At 30.9% G+C, this 16,804-nt stretch carries 13 protein-coding genes and 2 pseudogenes; 10 read left to right on the top strand and 5 right to left on the bottom strand.

Annotated elements, in window-relative coordinates; genetic code table 11:
* Positions 1-87: 87 nt before the first annotated feature.
* Positions 88-417, top strand: a complete 330-nt coding sequence (locus tag PF022_RS02035) for a DUF5666 domain-containing protein (RefSeq protein ID WP_271020760.1) — start codon at positions 88-90, stop codon at positions 415-417.
* Between the two features lie 76 nt (positions 418-493).
* Here PF022_RS02035 and PF022_RS02030 read toward each other — a convergent pair whose 3' ends face one another.
* Genes PF022_RS02030 through aroB form a run of 5 tightly spaced genes read right to left on the bottom strand, consistent with a single transcriptional unit; the run spans position 494 to position 6,363 of the window.
* Entirely contained in the window at positions 494-787 is a 294-nt protein-coding gene (locus PF022_RS02030; RefSeq protein WP_271020761.1) for a hypothetical protein, read from the bottom strand.
* The gene (locus tag PF022_RS02025; protein ID WP_271020762.1) at positions 774-2,453 is read right to left on the bottom strand and encodes an ATP-dependent metallopeptidase FtsH/Yme1/Tma family protein; all 1,680 of its coding nucleotides are present in this window, start codon (positions 2,451-2,453) and stop codon (positions 774-776) included. The genes PF022_RS02030 and PF022_RS02025 overlap by 14 nt, the downstream gene beginning before the upstream one ends.
* Positions 2,440-3,705 (bottom strand): tRNA (N(6)-L-threonylcarbamoyladenosine(37)-C(2))-methylthiotransferase MtaB, encoded by a 1,266-nt coding sequence (gene mtaB / locus PF022_RS02020; RefSeq protein WP_271020763.1) that lies wholly within the window; start codon positions 3,703-3,705, stop codon positions 2,440-2,442. The genes PF022_RS02025 and mtaB overlap by 14 nt, the downstream gene beginning before the upstream one ends.
* Before the next feature lie 16 nt (positions 3,706-3,721).
* Positions 3,722-5,350 carry a mechanosensitive ion channel domain-containing protein gene (locus PF022_RS02015; RefSeq protein ID WP_271022641.1) on the bottom strand — a complete coding sequence of 543 codons (1,629 nt, stop codon included), beginning with the start codon at positions 5,348-5,350 and terminating at the stop codon, positions 3,722-3,724.
* Positions 5,347-6,363: a 3-dehydroquinate synthase gene (aroB, locus tag PF022_RS02010; protein ID WP_271020765.1), complete on the bottom strand. Its 1,017-nt coding sequence runs from the start codon at positions 6,361-6,363 to the stop codon at positions 5,347-5,349. Before aroB ends, PF022_RS02015 begins: the two co-directional genes overlap by 4 nt.
* A gap of 157 nt (positions 6,364-6,520) precedes the next feature.
* Here aroB and PF022_RS02005 point away from each other — a divergent pair, with 157 nt between their 5' ends.
* The 9 genes and pseudogenes from PF022_RS02005 to PF022_RS01965 all read left to right on the top strand — a co-directional run bounded on the left by PF022_RS02005 (position 6,521) and on the right by PF022_RS01965 (position 16,796).
* Positions 6,521-6,865, top strand: coding sequence for a DMT family transporter (locus PF022_RS02005; RefSeq protein WP_271020766.1), 345 nt, complete (start codon positions 6,521-6,523; stop codon positions 6,863-6,865).
* Between the two features lie 15 nt (positions 6,866-6,880).
* A complete protein-coding gene (locus tag PF022_RS02000) occupies positions 6,881-7,204 on the top strand; it encodes an SMR family transporter (RefSeq protein WP_407081400.1) in 324 nt (107 codons plus the stop codon).
* 64 nt (positions 7,205-7,268) lie between these two features.
* Complete coding sequence (ccoG, locus tag PF022_RS01995) at positions 7,269-8,642, top strand: cytochrome c oxidase accessory protein CcoG (RefSeq protein WP_271020767.1); 1,374 nt, start codon at positions 7,269-7,271, stop codon at positions 8,640-8,642.
* Positions 8,642-9,715, top strand: coding sequence for an AI-2E family transporter (locus PF022_RS01990; protein WP_271020768.1), 1,074 nt, complete (start codon positions 8,642-8,644; stop codon positions 9,713-9,715). The genes ccoG and PF022_RS01990 overlap by 1 nt, the downstream gene beginning before the upstream one ends.
* Positions 9,716-9,720: 5 nt before the next feature.
* Positions 9,721-12,039: an EcoAI/FtnUII family type I restriction enzme subunit R gene (gene hsdR, locus PF022_RS01985; protein WP_271022639.1), complete on the top strand. Its 2,319-nt coding sequence runs from the start codon at positions 9,721-9,723 to the stop codon at positions 12,037-12,039.
* Complete coding sequence (locus PF022_RS01980) at positions 12,029-13,594, top strand: RNA-directed DNA polymerase (RefSeq protein ID WP_271022638.1); 1,566 nt, start codon at positions 12,029-12,031, stop codon at positions 13,592-13,594. Before hsdR ends, PF022_RS01980 begins: the two co-directional genes overlap by 11 nt.
* Positions 13,595-13,646: 52 nt before the next feature.
* On the top strand, positions 13,647-14,213 hold the full coding sequence (locus tag PF022_RS01975) for a restriction endonuclease subunit S (protein ID WP_271022681.1): 567 nt from the start codon (positions 13,647-13,649) through the stop codon (positions 14,211-14,213).
* A 40-nt stretch (positions 14,214-14,253) separates the two neighbouring features.
* Positions 14,254-15,325, top strand: a pseudogene (locus tag PF022_RS01970) (Fic family protein).
* A pseudogene (locus PF022_RS01965) lies at positions 15,326-16,796 on the top strand (type I restriction-modification system subunit M).
* Positions 16,797-16,804 lie beyond the last annotated feature (8 nt).

Here is a 16,804-nt window from a genome sequence, read left to right as displayed (position 1 = left end):
GTTATACCTTACATTTTTTGCGAATCTTAACAAAAAATTCACACTTTTTATTTACAATGCATTCAAATAAATTTTAAAGGATAGTTTATGAAAATAAAAAAATTACTTGTTTTATCTTTGTTGGCTTTGGGGCTTGGTTCTTCTGCGTATGCAGATATGGATATGTATGGTCAAATAACCGCAGTTGATAATGCTGCTAAGACAATTACTTTATCTGGCAATGGTGGTGCTAGTATAGTAGTTCAAGTGTTTCCATATACTGAATTAAAGGGTGATGATTGTGGTGCATTTGGTGCTTATGATACACATGAAAAATTCACAGCATTAAAGCCCGGAATGTTCATTCAAGTAGATGGTATGCCAAGTGCTAATGGCGTATTTGGTGCTAGAGAAATAGAGTGGCAATGTGGTAGATGAGCAACTAAAGATCTTCTTTAGTTGCTCATCTCATTGCATAGTTTTTTGTTATTTTTATTGTTTTTTATTTGATTGTTTATAATAAAATTAAGATCCCCAGTTTTTCTAATTCTTTGTTGTAGCGTGCTTTGCGTTGTATAAAGTATATATCGCATTTGAAGTTGTTTATTTTTTCTAGTTTTGGTAATAGGTTTTTATGTTTAAATCTTGGGAACACCAAAATTAAAGCTTGGATTCTTTTATTGTTTTCTAGCAACGATATTGTGCAGTTTATCGAAGATTCGACATTTATTGAATCAATCACACTAAATTGTGTTAATAGCTTTTTAGGTATCAATTTTAGTGCTTTTTTGGAGTTAAAAATTATCATTTATTATCTTTGCTACTTCATTTATCGTTAGTTTTTCATTCTCTAGTAGTTTATCTTTTAGCTTTTCTAATAAAAGTTTGTGATTTTTAAAAAAGTCAAATCTGTCTTTTTTACACATCTCAAGTATCTTTAGTGTATCTTCTTCTTTTCCTATTAGATACTCTCCCATGCCGTATGATTCGACCATTTTGTATGCTATGTTTTTTGCATCTTTTAGATCGTTTTTGCAATGAGAGTAAGATTCTTCATATATTAGCTCTAGTGCAGCAATTCCAGATAGATGAATCTTTATTTTATTTTCTAGTTCATTTTTTCCTAAAAATTCTTTATCTATATATTTTATTCCATCATTCATTAGTGTCACTTTCTCAAAAGGCACTTCAAGCCAATAAGCACTAAAGGCTTTTGCACTTTGATAATATGCAAGAATTTCTTTTTCTTTATCATTTAGGCTTAGTTTTTTTCTAACGCCCATCATTACTTTATCTTTTACAGCTAGGATATCTTCTTTTTCTATTACTTTTGATTTTCTTTTGATTGCATTTAGGGCTGCTTCATTAATTAGTGAAGCAATAGCGGCTCCACTAAAACTAACGCATAGCTTTGCTACTTCTTCATAGTCAAAATTACAATTTTTATTTTTTGTATGCACTTCTAAAATCTTTATTCTTTCTTGTAAATTTGGTAGTTCTACAAATATTTTTCTATCAAATCTACCACTTCTAAGCAATGCTTCGTCCATAGATTCAATGTTATTTGTAGCACCTATTACTATTACTCCATTGCTATCTTCAAAGCCGTCCATTTCTGTTAGCAGTTGATTTAGAGTTGCTTCTCTTTCTTCATTTCTTCCTCCACCTCTTATTTTTCCTACAGCGTCAATTTCATCGATAAATATTATTGATGGAGCATTTAGCTTTGCCTTTGTGAAGAGATCATTTACTCTCTTGGCACCCATTCCTACATATATTTGGACAAAACTTGCTCCGCTTTGATAGAAAAATGGCACATTTGCTTCACTTGCTAGAGCTTTTGCTATTAGTGTTTTACCAACTCCTGGAGGTCCAATTAATAGCACTCCTTTTGGAAGTTTTATCCCAAATTCTTGATATTTTTGTGGTTCTTTTAGATAGCTAATTATTTCTTCCAGCTCATCTTTTGCTTCACTAATACCTGCTACATCATCAAATGTGATATTTGATTGTATTGGCTTTATTCTGTGTAGATCAAAAGCGTTATTTGCTAATTCCTTTGCTTCTTCTATTTTTTTATTATTTGGTCTTATTTGTTTTATTTCTAGATTCTGTTGTTTTTGGTTTAGTTTTGCAATTATGTATAAAATTACAATAACAACAAAAACAATGGCTAAAATTTCAACGATAGTATTTTGAAATGAGCTTGTTTGTTGTATTTCTATTGGCACTTGTTGTCCGATTTCTTTTAAGTCTATGCTATCTTTTGCGACTTTATAGTTGTGAGAATTTAGTGAGAAATATATATAATCTCCCTTTATTATTGCTTCACTTGGGGACTTTTCTTGCAGAATTGTTGTGGCTTCTTTTGCACTTATTAGTATTGATCTATCCTTTGATGATATATATAAAAGTAAGATACCAGCGATTATTGATAGGACTATACCTATTGTTAGAAGTTTATATTTCTGCATAATTTCCCTCATTTTTAGCTACAAAGTCATTTATGGTTATCCATTTATCTAGCTTGTTTTTTGATGTTATTTCTATTTTATTGTAATACTCATCAAATCCATGTGAGATATAAGAATCTCCATTTTCTTTGCTTGTTTCTATTAGCACTTTTAGTGGTTTTTTTAAAGTTTGTATATCTTTTCTGAAGTTGTAATTATTTTGATTTACTATTTCTTCTATTTGTTTTTTGCGTTCTTTTGAGATATTGCCATTTATTGTATCTTTTAGAGTGCTTGAGCGTGTGCCATCTCTTTTACTATATATGAAGCTGTGTATGTGAGTTAGATTTAAAAGTTTGAAATTTGTCATGGCTTCATTCCATATCTCTTCACTCTCTCCAGGGTGTCCCACTATATAATCACTCCCTAGTGCAAAACCCATTTTTTGTAGTTTTGTAAATAATTCTAAGTCATTTTTAAATATATTTTGGCGATTCATTATCTTTAGCATTGTTGGTGAAGTGTGTTGTAATGCTATGTGTAGATGTCTTTCAATTTTTTGGTTTTGTAATGCTGAAAGAAAACTAGAATCTATTTGCGAAGGCTCTAAACTCCCAAGTCTCAATCTTTTTACTTCATCTATATCGCATATACTTTCTATTAATTGTGATAATTTTTCATTTTTATCTATTCCCCAGCTTCCCATGTTTGTCCCTGTTAGGACAAATTCGCTAAATCCATTATCGCATAGTATTTTTATTTGTTCTATTATTTTTGTTAGCTCAAAGCTTCTAGCTTTTCCTCTAACTTGTGGGATAATGCAATACGAACAAGCAAAGTTACAACCTTCTTGTATCTTTATAAAAGCTCTACTTTTACCGCTAAAATCAGATACTATGTTTGAATCTAAGCTTTCATTGTCGCCTTTGAAAAAAAAGTTGTGTTGTTTTTTCAATAAATCATTTATGCTTTCTTTTAAAGAATGTCCAAAAACTCCAAATACAAGCCCTTTATCAAAGAGATTCTTGCCTTGTGTATCCACTCCACAACCAGTGAAGTATATTTTTTTGCCTTCATTTTGGAGTCTGTTTATGTAGTTTCTAACGCCACTATCAGCACCATTTGTAACTGTGCAAGAATTAACCACCACAATATCTGAATCTTCTTCATAATTTGTTTTATGAAAATCTTTTAGTGAGTTTATCATTACTTGAGTATCAAATAAATTAGTCCTACAACCAAATGTTTTAAAATATACTTTAGGTTTTTGCATAATATTTCCTATATTTTTATATGTTGGGTATTATCCCATCTGTTATTTGTTTTGAATCTTTAAGTGCATCTCCATGATATATAGTTGTGCTTGGATATGCGATCTTTATGTTTGGCTCTTTTATTATTTCACTTATTATTTCACTGCTTATACTACTTCTAATTGCAAGTGTGGAGAATGCATCAGTTAGATACCATACAGAGATTCTAATTCCATTTGGCTCTAAGAAGCTAAATACTCTTGGCTCTACGCTTGTGTTTTTTATTGTGTATTTATCTCTTAGTTTATTGAATTGTTTTTTTGTAGATTCGGTGTATCCTTTGGCATATTTTTTTGCACATTCTCTTGCTATATGACATGCTTTTATATGATCAGAGTTAAAAGTGATTGTAAAGTCAATCCCGTCCCATACGCTTTTTAGTCCACTATGAGAATAATTTGAAAACATTGTTGTAAAAATGAAATTATTTGGTATAAAAATAACCCTTCCAGCACGCCTATTATCCATATATGTAGTTAGTGTTATATCCTCATATAGCGTTGTTCTAAGGATTGATATATCTAAGACGTCACCGACATATACTGCACCATCTTTTATTACCTTTATCCTATCTCCTGCATGCACAGCACCGCTTACTACTATTACAATCCAGCCAAGAATTGACATAAATAAGTCTTTCATGGCAATAGCCAAACCAGCAGAAGCAAAGCCAAGCACGGTTACAAGATATGTAACATTATCTAAATATGCAAAAAGTAAAATAAGTATGATTAGTGTTATGTTTAGGAAGTTTATTATTTTGTTTGTTGTGTAGATTCTTTCATTGTCATGTATGTATTTTTTAACTGCTAATTTTATAGATAATGCAATGCCAAATAAAATAAGAATCGTAATTCCTATATACGCTCCTTTTATTATTTGGGCTTTTACTTGTGATTTTATTAGTTCATTACTATCTGCTATATCTTTTTCTAAAAACTCTAAGGTTGTAACAAACACATTTCTAGTTGCCTCTAAAACTCTAAATGCTCCTAGTGTGTCGTTTAGCTGCATTTGTATTTTGTATGTATTTTCAAAAAGACAAGAATTTAGCTTGCAAAATGCGATAATATTATCTTTATCTTTATCATAAATCTCTAGTAATTCTTTTAGTAATCTATCTTTTTGTTTTAGGTATTCTATGTTTTCTAATAGAGACTGATAGTTTTTTTGTAGTGTTTTTAGTGTTTCGTTTGATTGTTTCATGTATGATAGGGCTTTTACTATTAGAAATATATTGGTTACATTTGGGGTCTTACCTAAATCTTGCGGTGTAGTTAGATCAATAAATGGACTATCTTTGTAGTTTGATAATATATCTTTTTGTTTTTGTAATGTGTCTAAATTTCTTTGTAGATTATTTATTTGGTTTTGTATATCAATGGTTATTTTTTCTTTTTGCAGACTTTCTATTTTTTCTTGCGTTTTGATTATGTTAAATTCTACTTGTTGATATGTTTTATAGCTTTTATATCTTTTTATCCATGGGTTGTTGTGGTTGTTTAGAAAGTTATCTATTTTTTTTATTTGTGAATCTATTTTTGGTATATTTTGGTTTGAGAAAAGTGGCAAAAAAAATAATAATACAATAATAAAGATTTTCATGCAAATTCTCTTAAAACCTCATCTAATATTAAATCTGATACATCATCATTAAGTGCAAAAGAACCTATGCCTTTTGGCAGGACAAATTTTATTTTATTGTTTTGTGATTTTTTATCTAAAAGCATTAGGCTTTTAAAATTATTTATATTGTTTATTTTATAAGTTGTAGGTAAATTGAATGCTTCTAGTAAGTTTTTTATATTTTGAGATTCTTCATTGCTTATCAGGTTTAGTTTTAAAGCTAGGCTATTTGCCATTACCATACCTATACTTACAGCCTCTCCATGTAGAAGCTTTTTGTAGTTTGTTTCTAGCTCTATTGCATGTGCAAATGTATGTCCATAGTTTAGTGCAGCTCTTATTCCGTTTTCTTTTTCGTCTTCTTTTACTATCTTTGCTTTTATTCTTACTGCCATTTTTATTGTATCAAGAAGATTTTTATCATCATATTTGTGTAGTTGTAAGAAGAATTCTTTGTCAAAGCATACAGCCATTTTGATTATTTCTGCAAATCCTGAATTAAATTCTCTACTAGGCAGTGTCTTTAAAAAAGATTCATCGATAAACACTTCTTTTGGTTGATTAAAAAGTCCTATTAGATTCTTGCCATAATTATTATTGATACCAACTTTACCACCAATGCTCGAATCCACTTGCGAAAGAAGTGTGGTTGGAATTTGGATAAATGGTATCCCACGCATAAAGATTCCAGCACTAAAGCCTACAATATCTCCAATAACTCCACCTCCAAATGCAATAAAAAGTGATTTTCTATCTAGCTTGTGATTAAAGGCACTTTGGAGTATGGATTCTACACTTGCCATTGTTTTGTATTCCTCGCCATCATCTATCGTGCATATATATATTTCTCGTGCTTGTATGTTTTTTAGCAACTTTTGCATATGAAGTCCGCTTATTTTTGGGTTACTAATTATTAATACTTTGCCATCGTGAGTGATTTTTGGTAGTGTGCCGAAATTTATGGAGTAATCAAAAAGTTCTATTCTATACATGATATAAAAATAAAAAATCCTTAAAATAATCTACTAAATATTATCAATTAACTTTAAACAGATTCTAAATTCTAGCAATTTTTTATTTATTTATCCTTTATGATATAATCTGTAGTTTGATTTTTACAATATTTTATGGGATTTAGTGAGGTTTTTGATGCTTAAGGCATGGATTTTTTTATTGTTAGCTATTGTTTGTGAAGTCTTTGGCGTATCTGTTATGAACTATACTGGGGAAGATGACAAAATAATGATTTATGGATTTATGTTTTTGATGATTGGGATTGCTTATTATTTCATGTCATTAGCCATACGCAAGATAAATGTAGGCACAGCATATGCCATATGGGAGATAGTTGGTCTTAGCCTTATTACAATTATTGCAGTTTTTATATTTGATACTAGTCTTAAGATTCAAGAATATATCGGTCTTGCACTAGCTTTGCTCGGGATTATTTTGGTAAATCTTGGCGAATACCATGAAGATTCTACGAAAGCTTAATTTGGGGTTAATTATATGTTTAATATTTATTTATTTTATGTAATTTTAGCAGCTATACTCGATATTATTGCTAATCTAACGCTTAATAAATCAGATGGTTTTAGGAATTTAAAGTGGGGATTTTTATCTATTTTTCTTGTTTGGGGAGCTTTTTATTTGTTGGCACTTAGTGTTGAAGGTGGGATGAAGCTTGCCATTGCCTATACACTTTGGGGTTCTATTGGTATATTAGGAACTACAATTGGTGGGTGGTATTTTTTTAAACAAAAGCTAAAGCCTATAGGTTGGGTTGGAATTATTATTATTGTATTGGCTGTTATTACTTTAAAGACTGCATGAATCTTTATTTAATTTTTAGTATTTTGTCCTATAATTTTTGAACTTTAATTCGGCGGAGTGGTGCATGGAAAATAGAAGCAAGGTAGCAAAAATAAGTGGTGTTAAATATTTAAAAAAACGATATTTTGTCTATCTCGTGGCGTCTTTTATATTGCTAATTATTCCTTTTTTAAAAATTAATGGAAATCAGATATTTTTGCTATCTTTTGATCATAAGCAGTTGCATTTACTAGGTGTGGTATTTGATATGCAAGAGCTATATTTAATGCCTTTTTTGCTTATTTTGATGTTTTTAGCGATATTTTTCTTAACAACTCTAGCAGGTAGAATATGGTGTGGGTGGGCATGTCCGCAGACTATATTTAGAGTAATTTATAGAGATTTGATAGAAACTAAAATTCTAAAATTAAGAAAAAGAAGAGAAAACAAGCAGTTAGAGCCAAATATGGAGCTTGGGATCAATAAACTAAAGAAATTTGTAGCAATTTGTATTTGGTCTGTTTTAGCCTTTGTTGCTGCATCGAATCTTATGTGGTATTTTGTTCCTCCACATGATTTTTTTGCCTATTTACAAGAGCCATTAGAGCATAAATATTTAATGATTTTCTTGCTTGGATTTACTATATTTTTGATTTTTGATGTTGTATTTTTAAAAGAGAATTTCTGTATTTATATGTGTCCTTATAGCCGTGTGCAAAGCGTATTGTATGATAATGATACGATTATGACTACTTATGATTATAAAAGGGGTGGAGAGGTATTTAACGCACAAGGTGTGAAGCTATGGAAAAAGCCAGAGACTTTAAATGCCGAATGCACAGGCTGTGAAGCATGTGTAAAGGTGTGTCCAACTCACATAGATATAAGAAAAGGTATGCAACTAGAATGTATAAATTGCTTAGAATGTGCAGATGAATGCACAAAGGTAATGGGTAATTTGGGTAAGCAAACACTTATTTCATGGACTAGCCCTCAAGCCATAGAAGATAGACTAAAGGTTAGGTATTTTAGGTTTAAGACTATTGCTTATATTGTTGCTTTGTGTGCTGTATTTATCGGGCTTATAATCATGGGTTCTACAAAAGAGAGTATGCTACTTAATATAAATCGTGGTGAGCTTTATACTATAAGAGATAATGGTGTTGTTGAGAATTCTTATGTATTTTTATTCCAAAATACAGATAAGTTAGAGCATGAATTTTACTTTGAAGTGGTAGGTAATCCAAATATCACAATAAAGCGCCCTAGTAAAACATTCAAAATAAAATCAGGTGAAAAGTATAAGCAAATAGTGGTATTACAAACTACTAATAACCTAGCACAAAGCGATATAAAAGATACTCACATACCTATACAGATTCGTGCTTATGCAGTGGACAATAAGGCAATAGAGGTGTTTAGAAAAAGTGTATTTATGTATCCTTCTAGGACACAATAGTGATAGATAAGAGTAAAGGGGGCAGAATCTTCTTTTTGGGGATTTTACTTTTAGTCTTTTTAGCTATTTTAAAGCTTTATTCTCCGTTTTTAATGAATCTCTTAATAGCGTTTTTGTTGTTTTTATCTACTCAAGAGATTTATTTTCTTATAAATAAAAGACTTAACAATAGATTCTTCTCTTCAAGCATTATGATTCTTTTGCTTTTGTTGTTATGTTTTGTGCCATTGCTTTATGTAGTTATCAATTTAGCCAATATGGCAAGTTCAATTGATTTTGCAAATTTACAAAAATTTGCAACACATATAAATGTGAGTATAACAAGCGTTGTAATGGAGGCATTAGAATATCTGCCAAATAAAATATCAAATGAGATAGTAAATTTATTACACAAAATAAACGAAATTGATATAGGCTCTGTTGTCAATAAGGCTTTAGCTATATTTACAGAGGCAAGCAAGAGTGGAATCTTCTTTATAAATGATATGTTTTTTATTATGGTGTTTTTGTTCTTTTTTTACTACTATGGTGCTAGTTTTGGAAGATATATCTTGGAGTTAATACCACTTAATTCTACGCAGACTAGGGAAATATATAACGAAGTTAGTGCAGTAATTGGGGTAGTTTTTTATAGTTCGATAGTCTCAATGGTATTGCAAGGATTCTTGTTTGGAATCTTTGTTTATTTCTATGGATATAATGCCTTTTTGTTTGGTGTTTTTTATGGTTTTGCTTCATTAGTTCCAGTTGTTGGAGGGACTTTAGTTTGGCTACCAGTTGCATTATATGAGCTATATTTAGGGAATTTAAGTAATGCAATTATTGTTTCTTTGTATTCTATTGTAGTAATTGCTACATTGGCAGATAATGGCCTAAAACCAATTATTATCGCATTTATAAATAGGGTGCTAATAAAAGCAGAGCTAAAGATAAATGAAATGCTGATATTTTTTGCCATTATTGCTGGGCTTACTTCTTTTGGATTTTGGGGGATTGTCTTAGGTCCTGCTATTACAGCTTTATTTATTGCATTACTTAGGATTTATAAGAGTTTTGATAGGGATTTGTTGTAGGGGTTATGTTGTTAAGTGAAGCAGATACAAGAGTAAAGTTTATTGATACAAAGTTAAAAGAGTCTCATTGGAATGAGGATTGTATAAAGCGAGAGTATTATTTTACCGATGGTAGAAAGCTACCTGGTAATAAAAGGGGAGTGAAAAAATTTGCAGATTACCTGCTTAGCTTTCAAAATAATAATCTAGCCATCATTGAAGCTAAAAGATTAGATAAAGATTCTTTCTCTGGGCTATCACAAGCCATAGAATATGCCAAAATCTTAAATATCCGCTTTGTATATGCGACAAATGGTAAGCAGATTTTTGAATATGATATGTATTATTTAAAGGGTGAGTATATAGAGGAATTTCCAAGCCCAGAGATTTTATTTGCTAGGACTTTTGGAAATCTACTAGAGTGGCAATACAAGCTTTTAACCCAAAGAGAATACCAAATCCCACAAAAAGAATTGCGTTATTATCAAAAAATCGCAGTAGATAGAGTGGTGCAAGCCCTAATTAATAACAAAGATAGAATCTTACTTACTCTAGCCACTGGCACAGGTAAGACTGCCATAGCCTTTGCACTCTGCTATCGCCTCCTTGAAGCTAGGTGGAATTTAGAGAATGCTAATAGAAAGCCAAAGATTTTATTTCTTTGTGATCGTGTTACTTTGCGTAATCAAGCTTTAAGTGAGTTTAACTATATAGAAAGTGATTGTAAAGAAATCAGTGCAGAGGAGCTAAAGAAAAATGGAGGCAGAGTGCCTACAAGTGGTGATGTGTTTTTTGGAATCTATCAGAGTTTAAGTAGTGCGGATAAATCCCAAGAGAGAGAAGAAAAAGGGAGCACACAAGAGAAGATAGAGAGTAAGTTTTATTTGCAGTATCCTAAAGACTTCTTTGATCTTATTATCATTGATGAGTGCCACAGAGGTGGGGCAAATGATGAGGGTAGCTGGAGGGCTGTGCTAGAGTATTTTAAAAGTGCGGTGCATTTGGGGCTTACTGCCACGCCAAAGCGAAGCGATAATGTAGATACTTATAAATACTTTGGTGATGCAGTGTATGAGTATAGTCTAAAAGAGGGCATAGAAGATGGCTTTTTAACACCTTATAAAGTCAAGCGTATCATAACCTCTTTAAATGATGGCTATACGCACAATCCTGATGATTTGGTGCAAGGAAAGCTAGAAAAAGAGTATTATGAGCTAGGCGAGTTTGAACGCACTATCACACTTCCAAAATATAATGAATTTATCGCTAAAAAGATTTTAGAACTCATTAATCCTATGGATAAAACAATCATCTTTTGTGCTAATCAAGCCCATGCAAGTGCCATGAAAGTGGCTATTGATAAGTTTAAGAAAATACCAAGAGAGGATTATTGCGTGAGGGTTACAAGCGATGAGGGGGTTATCGGGCTAAATTATCTAAAAGCATTTCAAGATAATGATAAAGAATATCCGGTAATCCTTACAAGCTCCAAAATGCTAACAACCGGCGTAGATGCTAGAAATGTGCGAAATATCGTGCTTTTAGCAAATATAGGCTCGATGATAGAGTTTAAGCAAATCATAGGACGAGGCACGAGAATCTATGAGGGTAAGGACTTTTTTATAATCTTAGATTTCTTTGGGGTTACAAAGCTCTTTTATGATCCAAAATGGGATGGGGAGAGTAATGTTATAAGCGGAGATGATAGGGAAGATTCTAAGCCTATAAAAGAGGGTAAAAGTGGTAGTAAAGGTAGCGACACTCCAAAAGAAAAGGTAATAATCCACCTAAAAGGCACAAAGCTAAAAGTGCTAGATATAGAGACACGCTACATAGGAGGAGATGGCAAACCACTAGGCACAAAGGAATTTTTAGAATTCTTAATTGGTAAGCTTGGGAGCTTCTATAATAATGAAAAGAAGTTGCAAGAGATGTGGAGCAATGCAGAGAATAGAGACGCTTTCTTAAAAAGTCTTGCAAATGAGGGGATAGATAGTGAGGTGCTAGAGAATCTAAAAGAGATTTTTGAGCGAAAAGATTGTGATATTTATGATATTTTGGCACATATTAGCTTTAATAGCGAGATTTTATCACGCAGTGAGCGGGTGCTAAGTGTGAAAAATAGTGGCTTTTTATCAAAATTCCACAAAGAAAGGGCAATAAAGCTTATAGAATTTTTGCTTGGATATTATGAGGAGCATGGGATTAATGATTTTAACAATCTTGGCAGACTACTGGAGCTTAGCTCACTTGGTAAGGCATATGAGATAGCAGAGGACTTTGGCGGAATCCCTATGCTAAGAAGTAGTATAGAGGAGCTTTATAGGGAGATATATGGGGTATAAAAATCAAGAAAGCACAAAAACATATTACGAGTGTCTTAATCAAATAACAACAGATGAGCTTTATGAAGGATTGCTAGGATATGGAATGTTTGCTGAAAGGATACCAAATTTTCTAACATCAGAAACTTTCTTTGAGTTTTGCAAATCAAATGAACCATGTTTTGAACAGAAAGAATATAGATATATTAAATATGAAAATATGAGGAATATTAATATTCCTAGAATCCTATCAATACCAAATCCATTTGCATATTACAAACAATGTAAAGTCTTAAAAGAAAGTTGGGATAAGTTACAAGAATATTTTTATGAAAAAACCAAAAATGATAATTATAAAATTAGTCGTATTCATATTAGAAAATTAAAATGTAAAGCAATTTTTGAGATGAACTATGATAGCTATAAGATTGATGGTTCCCCTGAACAAGAAATTTTCATTGGCAAAAGATATAAAGTAAAAGCAGATATTTCAAATTGTTTCCCTAGTATCTATACACATGCCATACCTTGGGCATTGGTTGGAAAAGAAAAAGCTAAAGAAAATAAAAATAAAGATAAAGATAAACTATATTACAATGAGATAGATAAAGCTACACAATGGCTTAATTATGGAGAAACACACGGAATCTTAATTGGTCCTCATAGCTCAAATTTAATTTCTGAAATTATTTTGATAGCAGTTGATTATAAACTTAGTAAAAAATATGAATATATTAGAAATATAGATGATTATACTTGCTATGTTAAATCTTATGAAGAAGCTGAAAAGTTTCTCTTGGATTTGTCTATGGAACTTAAAAAATATGGACTATCCTTAAATCATAAAAAAACAGAAATCATAGAATTACCCAGCTCATTTGAAGAAGAGTGGGTAAGAAAATTAAAGCTTTTCAAATTAGATTCTTATAATGGCAAAATAAAATATACCGGAATAGCACCATTTTTGGATATGGCTTTGGAATTAATGAAAGATAACAAAAATAACGCTGCGATTTTAAACTATGCATTTCAGATTTTAATCAAAAATAAAATGACATCGAGTGCTAAAAAATATTTTATTAACACAATTCATCATCTAGTCTTACTCTATCCATATTTGATTTTTTTACTAGATGAAGTATTTCAAAAAAATATTATTTTACAAGAATATATAAAAAAAATATCTTTAGATATTTTTAATTTGGGTAAAGAAAAGAGAAACTATGAGGCAATGTCTTATGCTCTTTATTTTGCACTAAAATACAACTTTAAACTAAAAGAAGAGCTTAGCCCATTGGAAGAAGCAAAAAGAGAAGAAGATTGCATTTTGATGTTATTATGCTACCTTTATGACAAAAAGAATGATAACGATATAGAAGAATATAAAAAAGTAGCAAAGCAGTTTATTACAAACCAAACTTTAAGAAATGGAAATATTGCAATTTTAGATGATGAATATTGGTTGTTTGCTTATGAAGTTTTATTGCGGGAAGATGCTAATGTACTTGATCAATGTATAGATTGGAAACAGCTAAAAAATAAAAATATATCTTTTATTAAACAGGAATTTCAATGACAAATTTACCGCAAGGGTGGGAAGTAAAAAAGCTTGGTAAGATAGGTTTTTTATAAGGGGTGTTTCATATAAAAAAGAGCAACTATTATCTACAAAGAATGAAAACTCTGTTTATTTATTAAGAGCAAATAATATTCAAAATGAATTGAATTTAGATGAGCTACAAATAATTCCTAAAGAATTAGCAGTTGATAAGATTGTTCAAAATAATGATATATTATTTGCAATGAGTAGTGGCAGTAAGAATATCGTAGGTAAAAATATACTTTTAAACAATTTAAATGATTTTACTTTTGGGGCTTTTTGTGGATTGTTTAGAATTAGTAATTTAAATATTTGTCATAAATTTATAGCTTATTATTTAAGAAGTGATTTTTATAAAAAATATATTTTTAATATTTCTAAAGGTTCTAATATAAATAATTTAAGATTTGCGGATTTAGAAAAATTGCAAATCTTTATGCCACAAGATATAAAAGAGCAAGAGCAAATTGCAAAGCATTTAGATTCTATCTTCTCTAAAATAAAAAAGTTAAAAGAGCTTTATAACACACAATTAAAAGACTATGAAGAATTAAAGAAATCCTTGCTGGATAAGGCTTTTAGTGGAAGGTTATAAATGTTAAAAATTTTTAGAAATTTTAACATATGGAAAAATTATGAAAGAATTCATACCTCCAAAACTACCATTAAATATAGATTTAAATACACATATTTATAATCTTATCATTAAAGCTACAAGAAAATTAGGAGAGCTAAATGGGTGAAGCAAAATTATCCCAAATCCAAATATTTTAATCAATGCTTTAATCTTGCAAGAAGCAAAAGATTCAAGCGAGATAGAAAATATCATCACAACACATGATGAACTCTTTTTATCCTAGATTGATGAAAGCAAACTCACAAGAGAGGCAAAAGAAGTAAAAGATTATAGTAGTGCGTTAAAAAAGGGGTATGAACTTTAAAAAAAGAGCAATTATTGAGAAACGCACATATTTTGGAAATCCAAAAAACACTAGAAGAGAATAATGCAGGCTTTAGAAAGCAAAGTGGAACAATGCTTAAAAATTCTATCACAGGAGAAATCAAGCATATACCCCCACAAAATCCAAGTGATATACAAGAACTTATGGTGAATTTAGAACAATACATTAATAATGATAGTTTAGATGAGCTTGATGTTTTGGTAAAAATGGCAGTTATCCATTATCAATTTGAAAGCATTCATCCATTTTATGATGGTAATGGCAGAACAGGCAGGATTATAAATATACTTTATTTAGTGTATATAAAGAACTTTTGGACGCACCTATTTTGTATTTAAGTGCTTATATTGTAAAAAACAAAGAAGAATATTATATGCTTTTACAAAAAGTGCGTGATGAGGGAGCTATTATAGAATGGATAGAATATATATTAAAAGGTGTAGAGCGGACAGCTATAAAAACGATTGAAACTATTACTATAATAGAAAAAATGATGTTTGATGTGGGTGAAATTTTGCAAAATAAAACGAATTTTTATAGCAAAGATTTTGTGGAAATTTTATTTGCTCACCCTTATACTAAGATAGATTTTTTAACGCAAATATTGGGTATTTCTAGGCAAAGTGCTTCAAAATACCTCAAAACTTGCAAAAAATTAAAGATATTAGAATGTATTAAAATAGGTAGAAATCATTATTATGTAAATAGAGAACTTTTAAGACTTTTTAGAAAAGGAATTTTTTAAATGCAAAGTAAAATAGATAGGATCACAGATATACTAAGACGCGATGATGGTATAAGTGGTGCGATGCATTATAGTGAGCAGATTAGCTGGATATTGTTTTTGAAGTTTTTAGACGATTATGAGCGTGAGCTTGAAGCTATCTCTATGCTTGAGGCTAAGCCTTATAAAAGCATTTTAGATTCTAAGTTTAGCTGGAAAGTGTGGGCAGCACCCAAAAGAGATGGCAAACTAGATGTGAAAAATGCACTAAGTGGAAGTGATTTGCTAGAGTTTGTAAATAGTGAGCTTTTTCCTTACCTTAAAGGCTTTAAGAATAATGAAGATTTTAAAAGTATAGAGTATAAAATTGGTGGTATTTTTGAGTTTATTGACAATAGAGTGGCAAACGGACACACGCTAAGAGAAGTGATAAATCTCATAGATGAGCTAAGCTTCAATAAAGAAAGTGATGTATTTGCATTAGGTGATGTGTATGAAAAGCTCCTTAAAGATATGGGGAGTGATGGGGGAAATAGTGGGGGGTTTTACACACCAAGGGCATTAATAAAAGCTATGGTAGAAGTGATAGATCCTAAGGTAAAAGAGAGGATTTATGATCCTGCGTGTGGGAGTTGTGGCTTTTTAGTAGAGAGCTTTTTGCATATTTTGTATAAAGATAGAGCAAAGGGAGAAAAGGCAAATTTAAGTGCTAGTGAGCTAGAGTTTTTACAAAAAGATGCACTCTTTGGCAAAGAAAAGACACCACTTAGCTATGTTATGGGGGTTATGAATATGATTTTACATGAGATAAAATCCCCAAATATCATAAAAACAAACACTCTAAGTAAGAAAATCACAGATATAACAGAAAGTGAGAAATATGAAGTAATCCTTGCAAATTCACCCTTTGGCGGTAAGGAAAAAGAGCAGATTCAAAATAATTTCTTAGTAGCTTCCAATGCCACAGAACTCCTATTTTTACAACATATTTTAAAATCGCTAAAAAGCAATGGTAGATGTGCCATTATCGTACCTGAATTGGTGCTATTTCAAAATTTAAATGCTTTTGTGAGCGTGAAACAAGATTTGGTAGAAAATTATAATTTAGAATGTGTGCTAGTTTGCCTTATAGTGCGGTAAAGACTAATGTGCTATTTTTCTCTAAAGGAGTAAGGAGTATTCTAAATGGGCAAGATTCTAGCGTGTATTATTATGAGCTTATCCCACCTTATAAACTTATTAAAAATAAGCCTTTAGAATATGCACATTTTAAAGAGTTTTTAGAATGCTATAAGGAGGAAAAATCACGCCTCATTCTTATCTAGTAAGCCTTGAAAGCCTAAGAGCTAGGAATTATGATCTAAGTGCTAAAAATCCTAGTGTAAAGGAAGAGAAAGCTTTGCGTGAAGTAGGAGAGATTTTGCAATCTCTAAAGTATAATCAAAAAGAAGCGGATAAGCTTTTAAAAGAATTAGAACTAGAGATAAGCTAGACTTAGCA

It is taken from the genome of Helicobacter sp. WB40 (assembly GCF_027859275.1).
GTDB classification, from domain to species: Bacteria; Campylobacterota; Campylobacteria; order Campylobacterales; family Helicobacteraceae; genus Helicobacter_D; species Helicobacter_D ibis.
The sequence above is the reverse complement of the archived record's forward strand: the minus strand, read 5'-3'. Positions and strand labels throughout refer to the sequence as shown.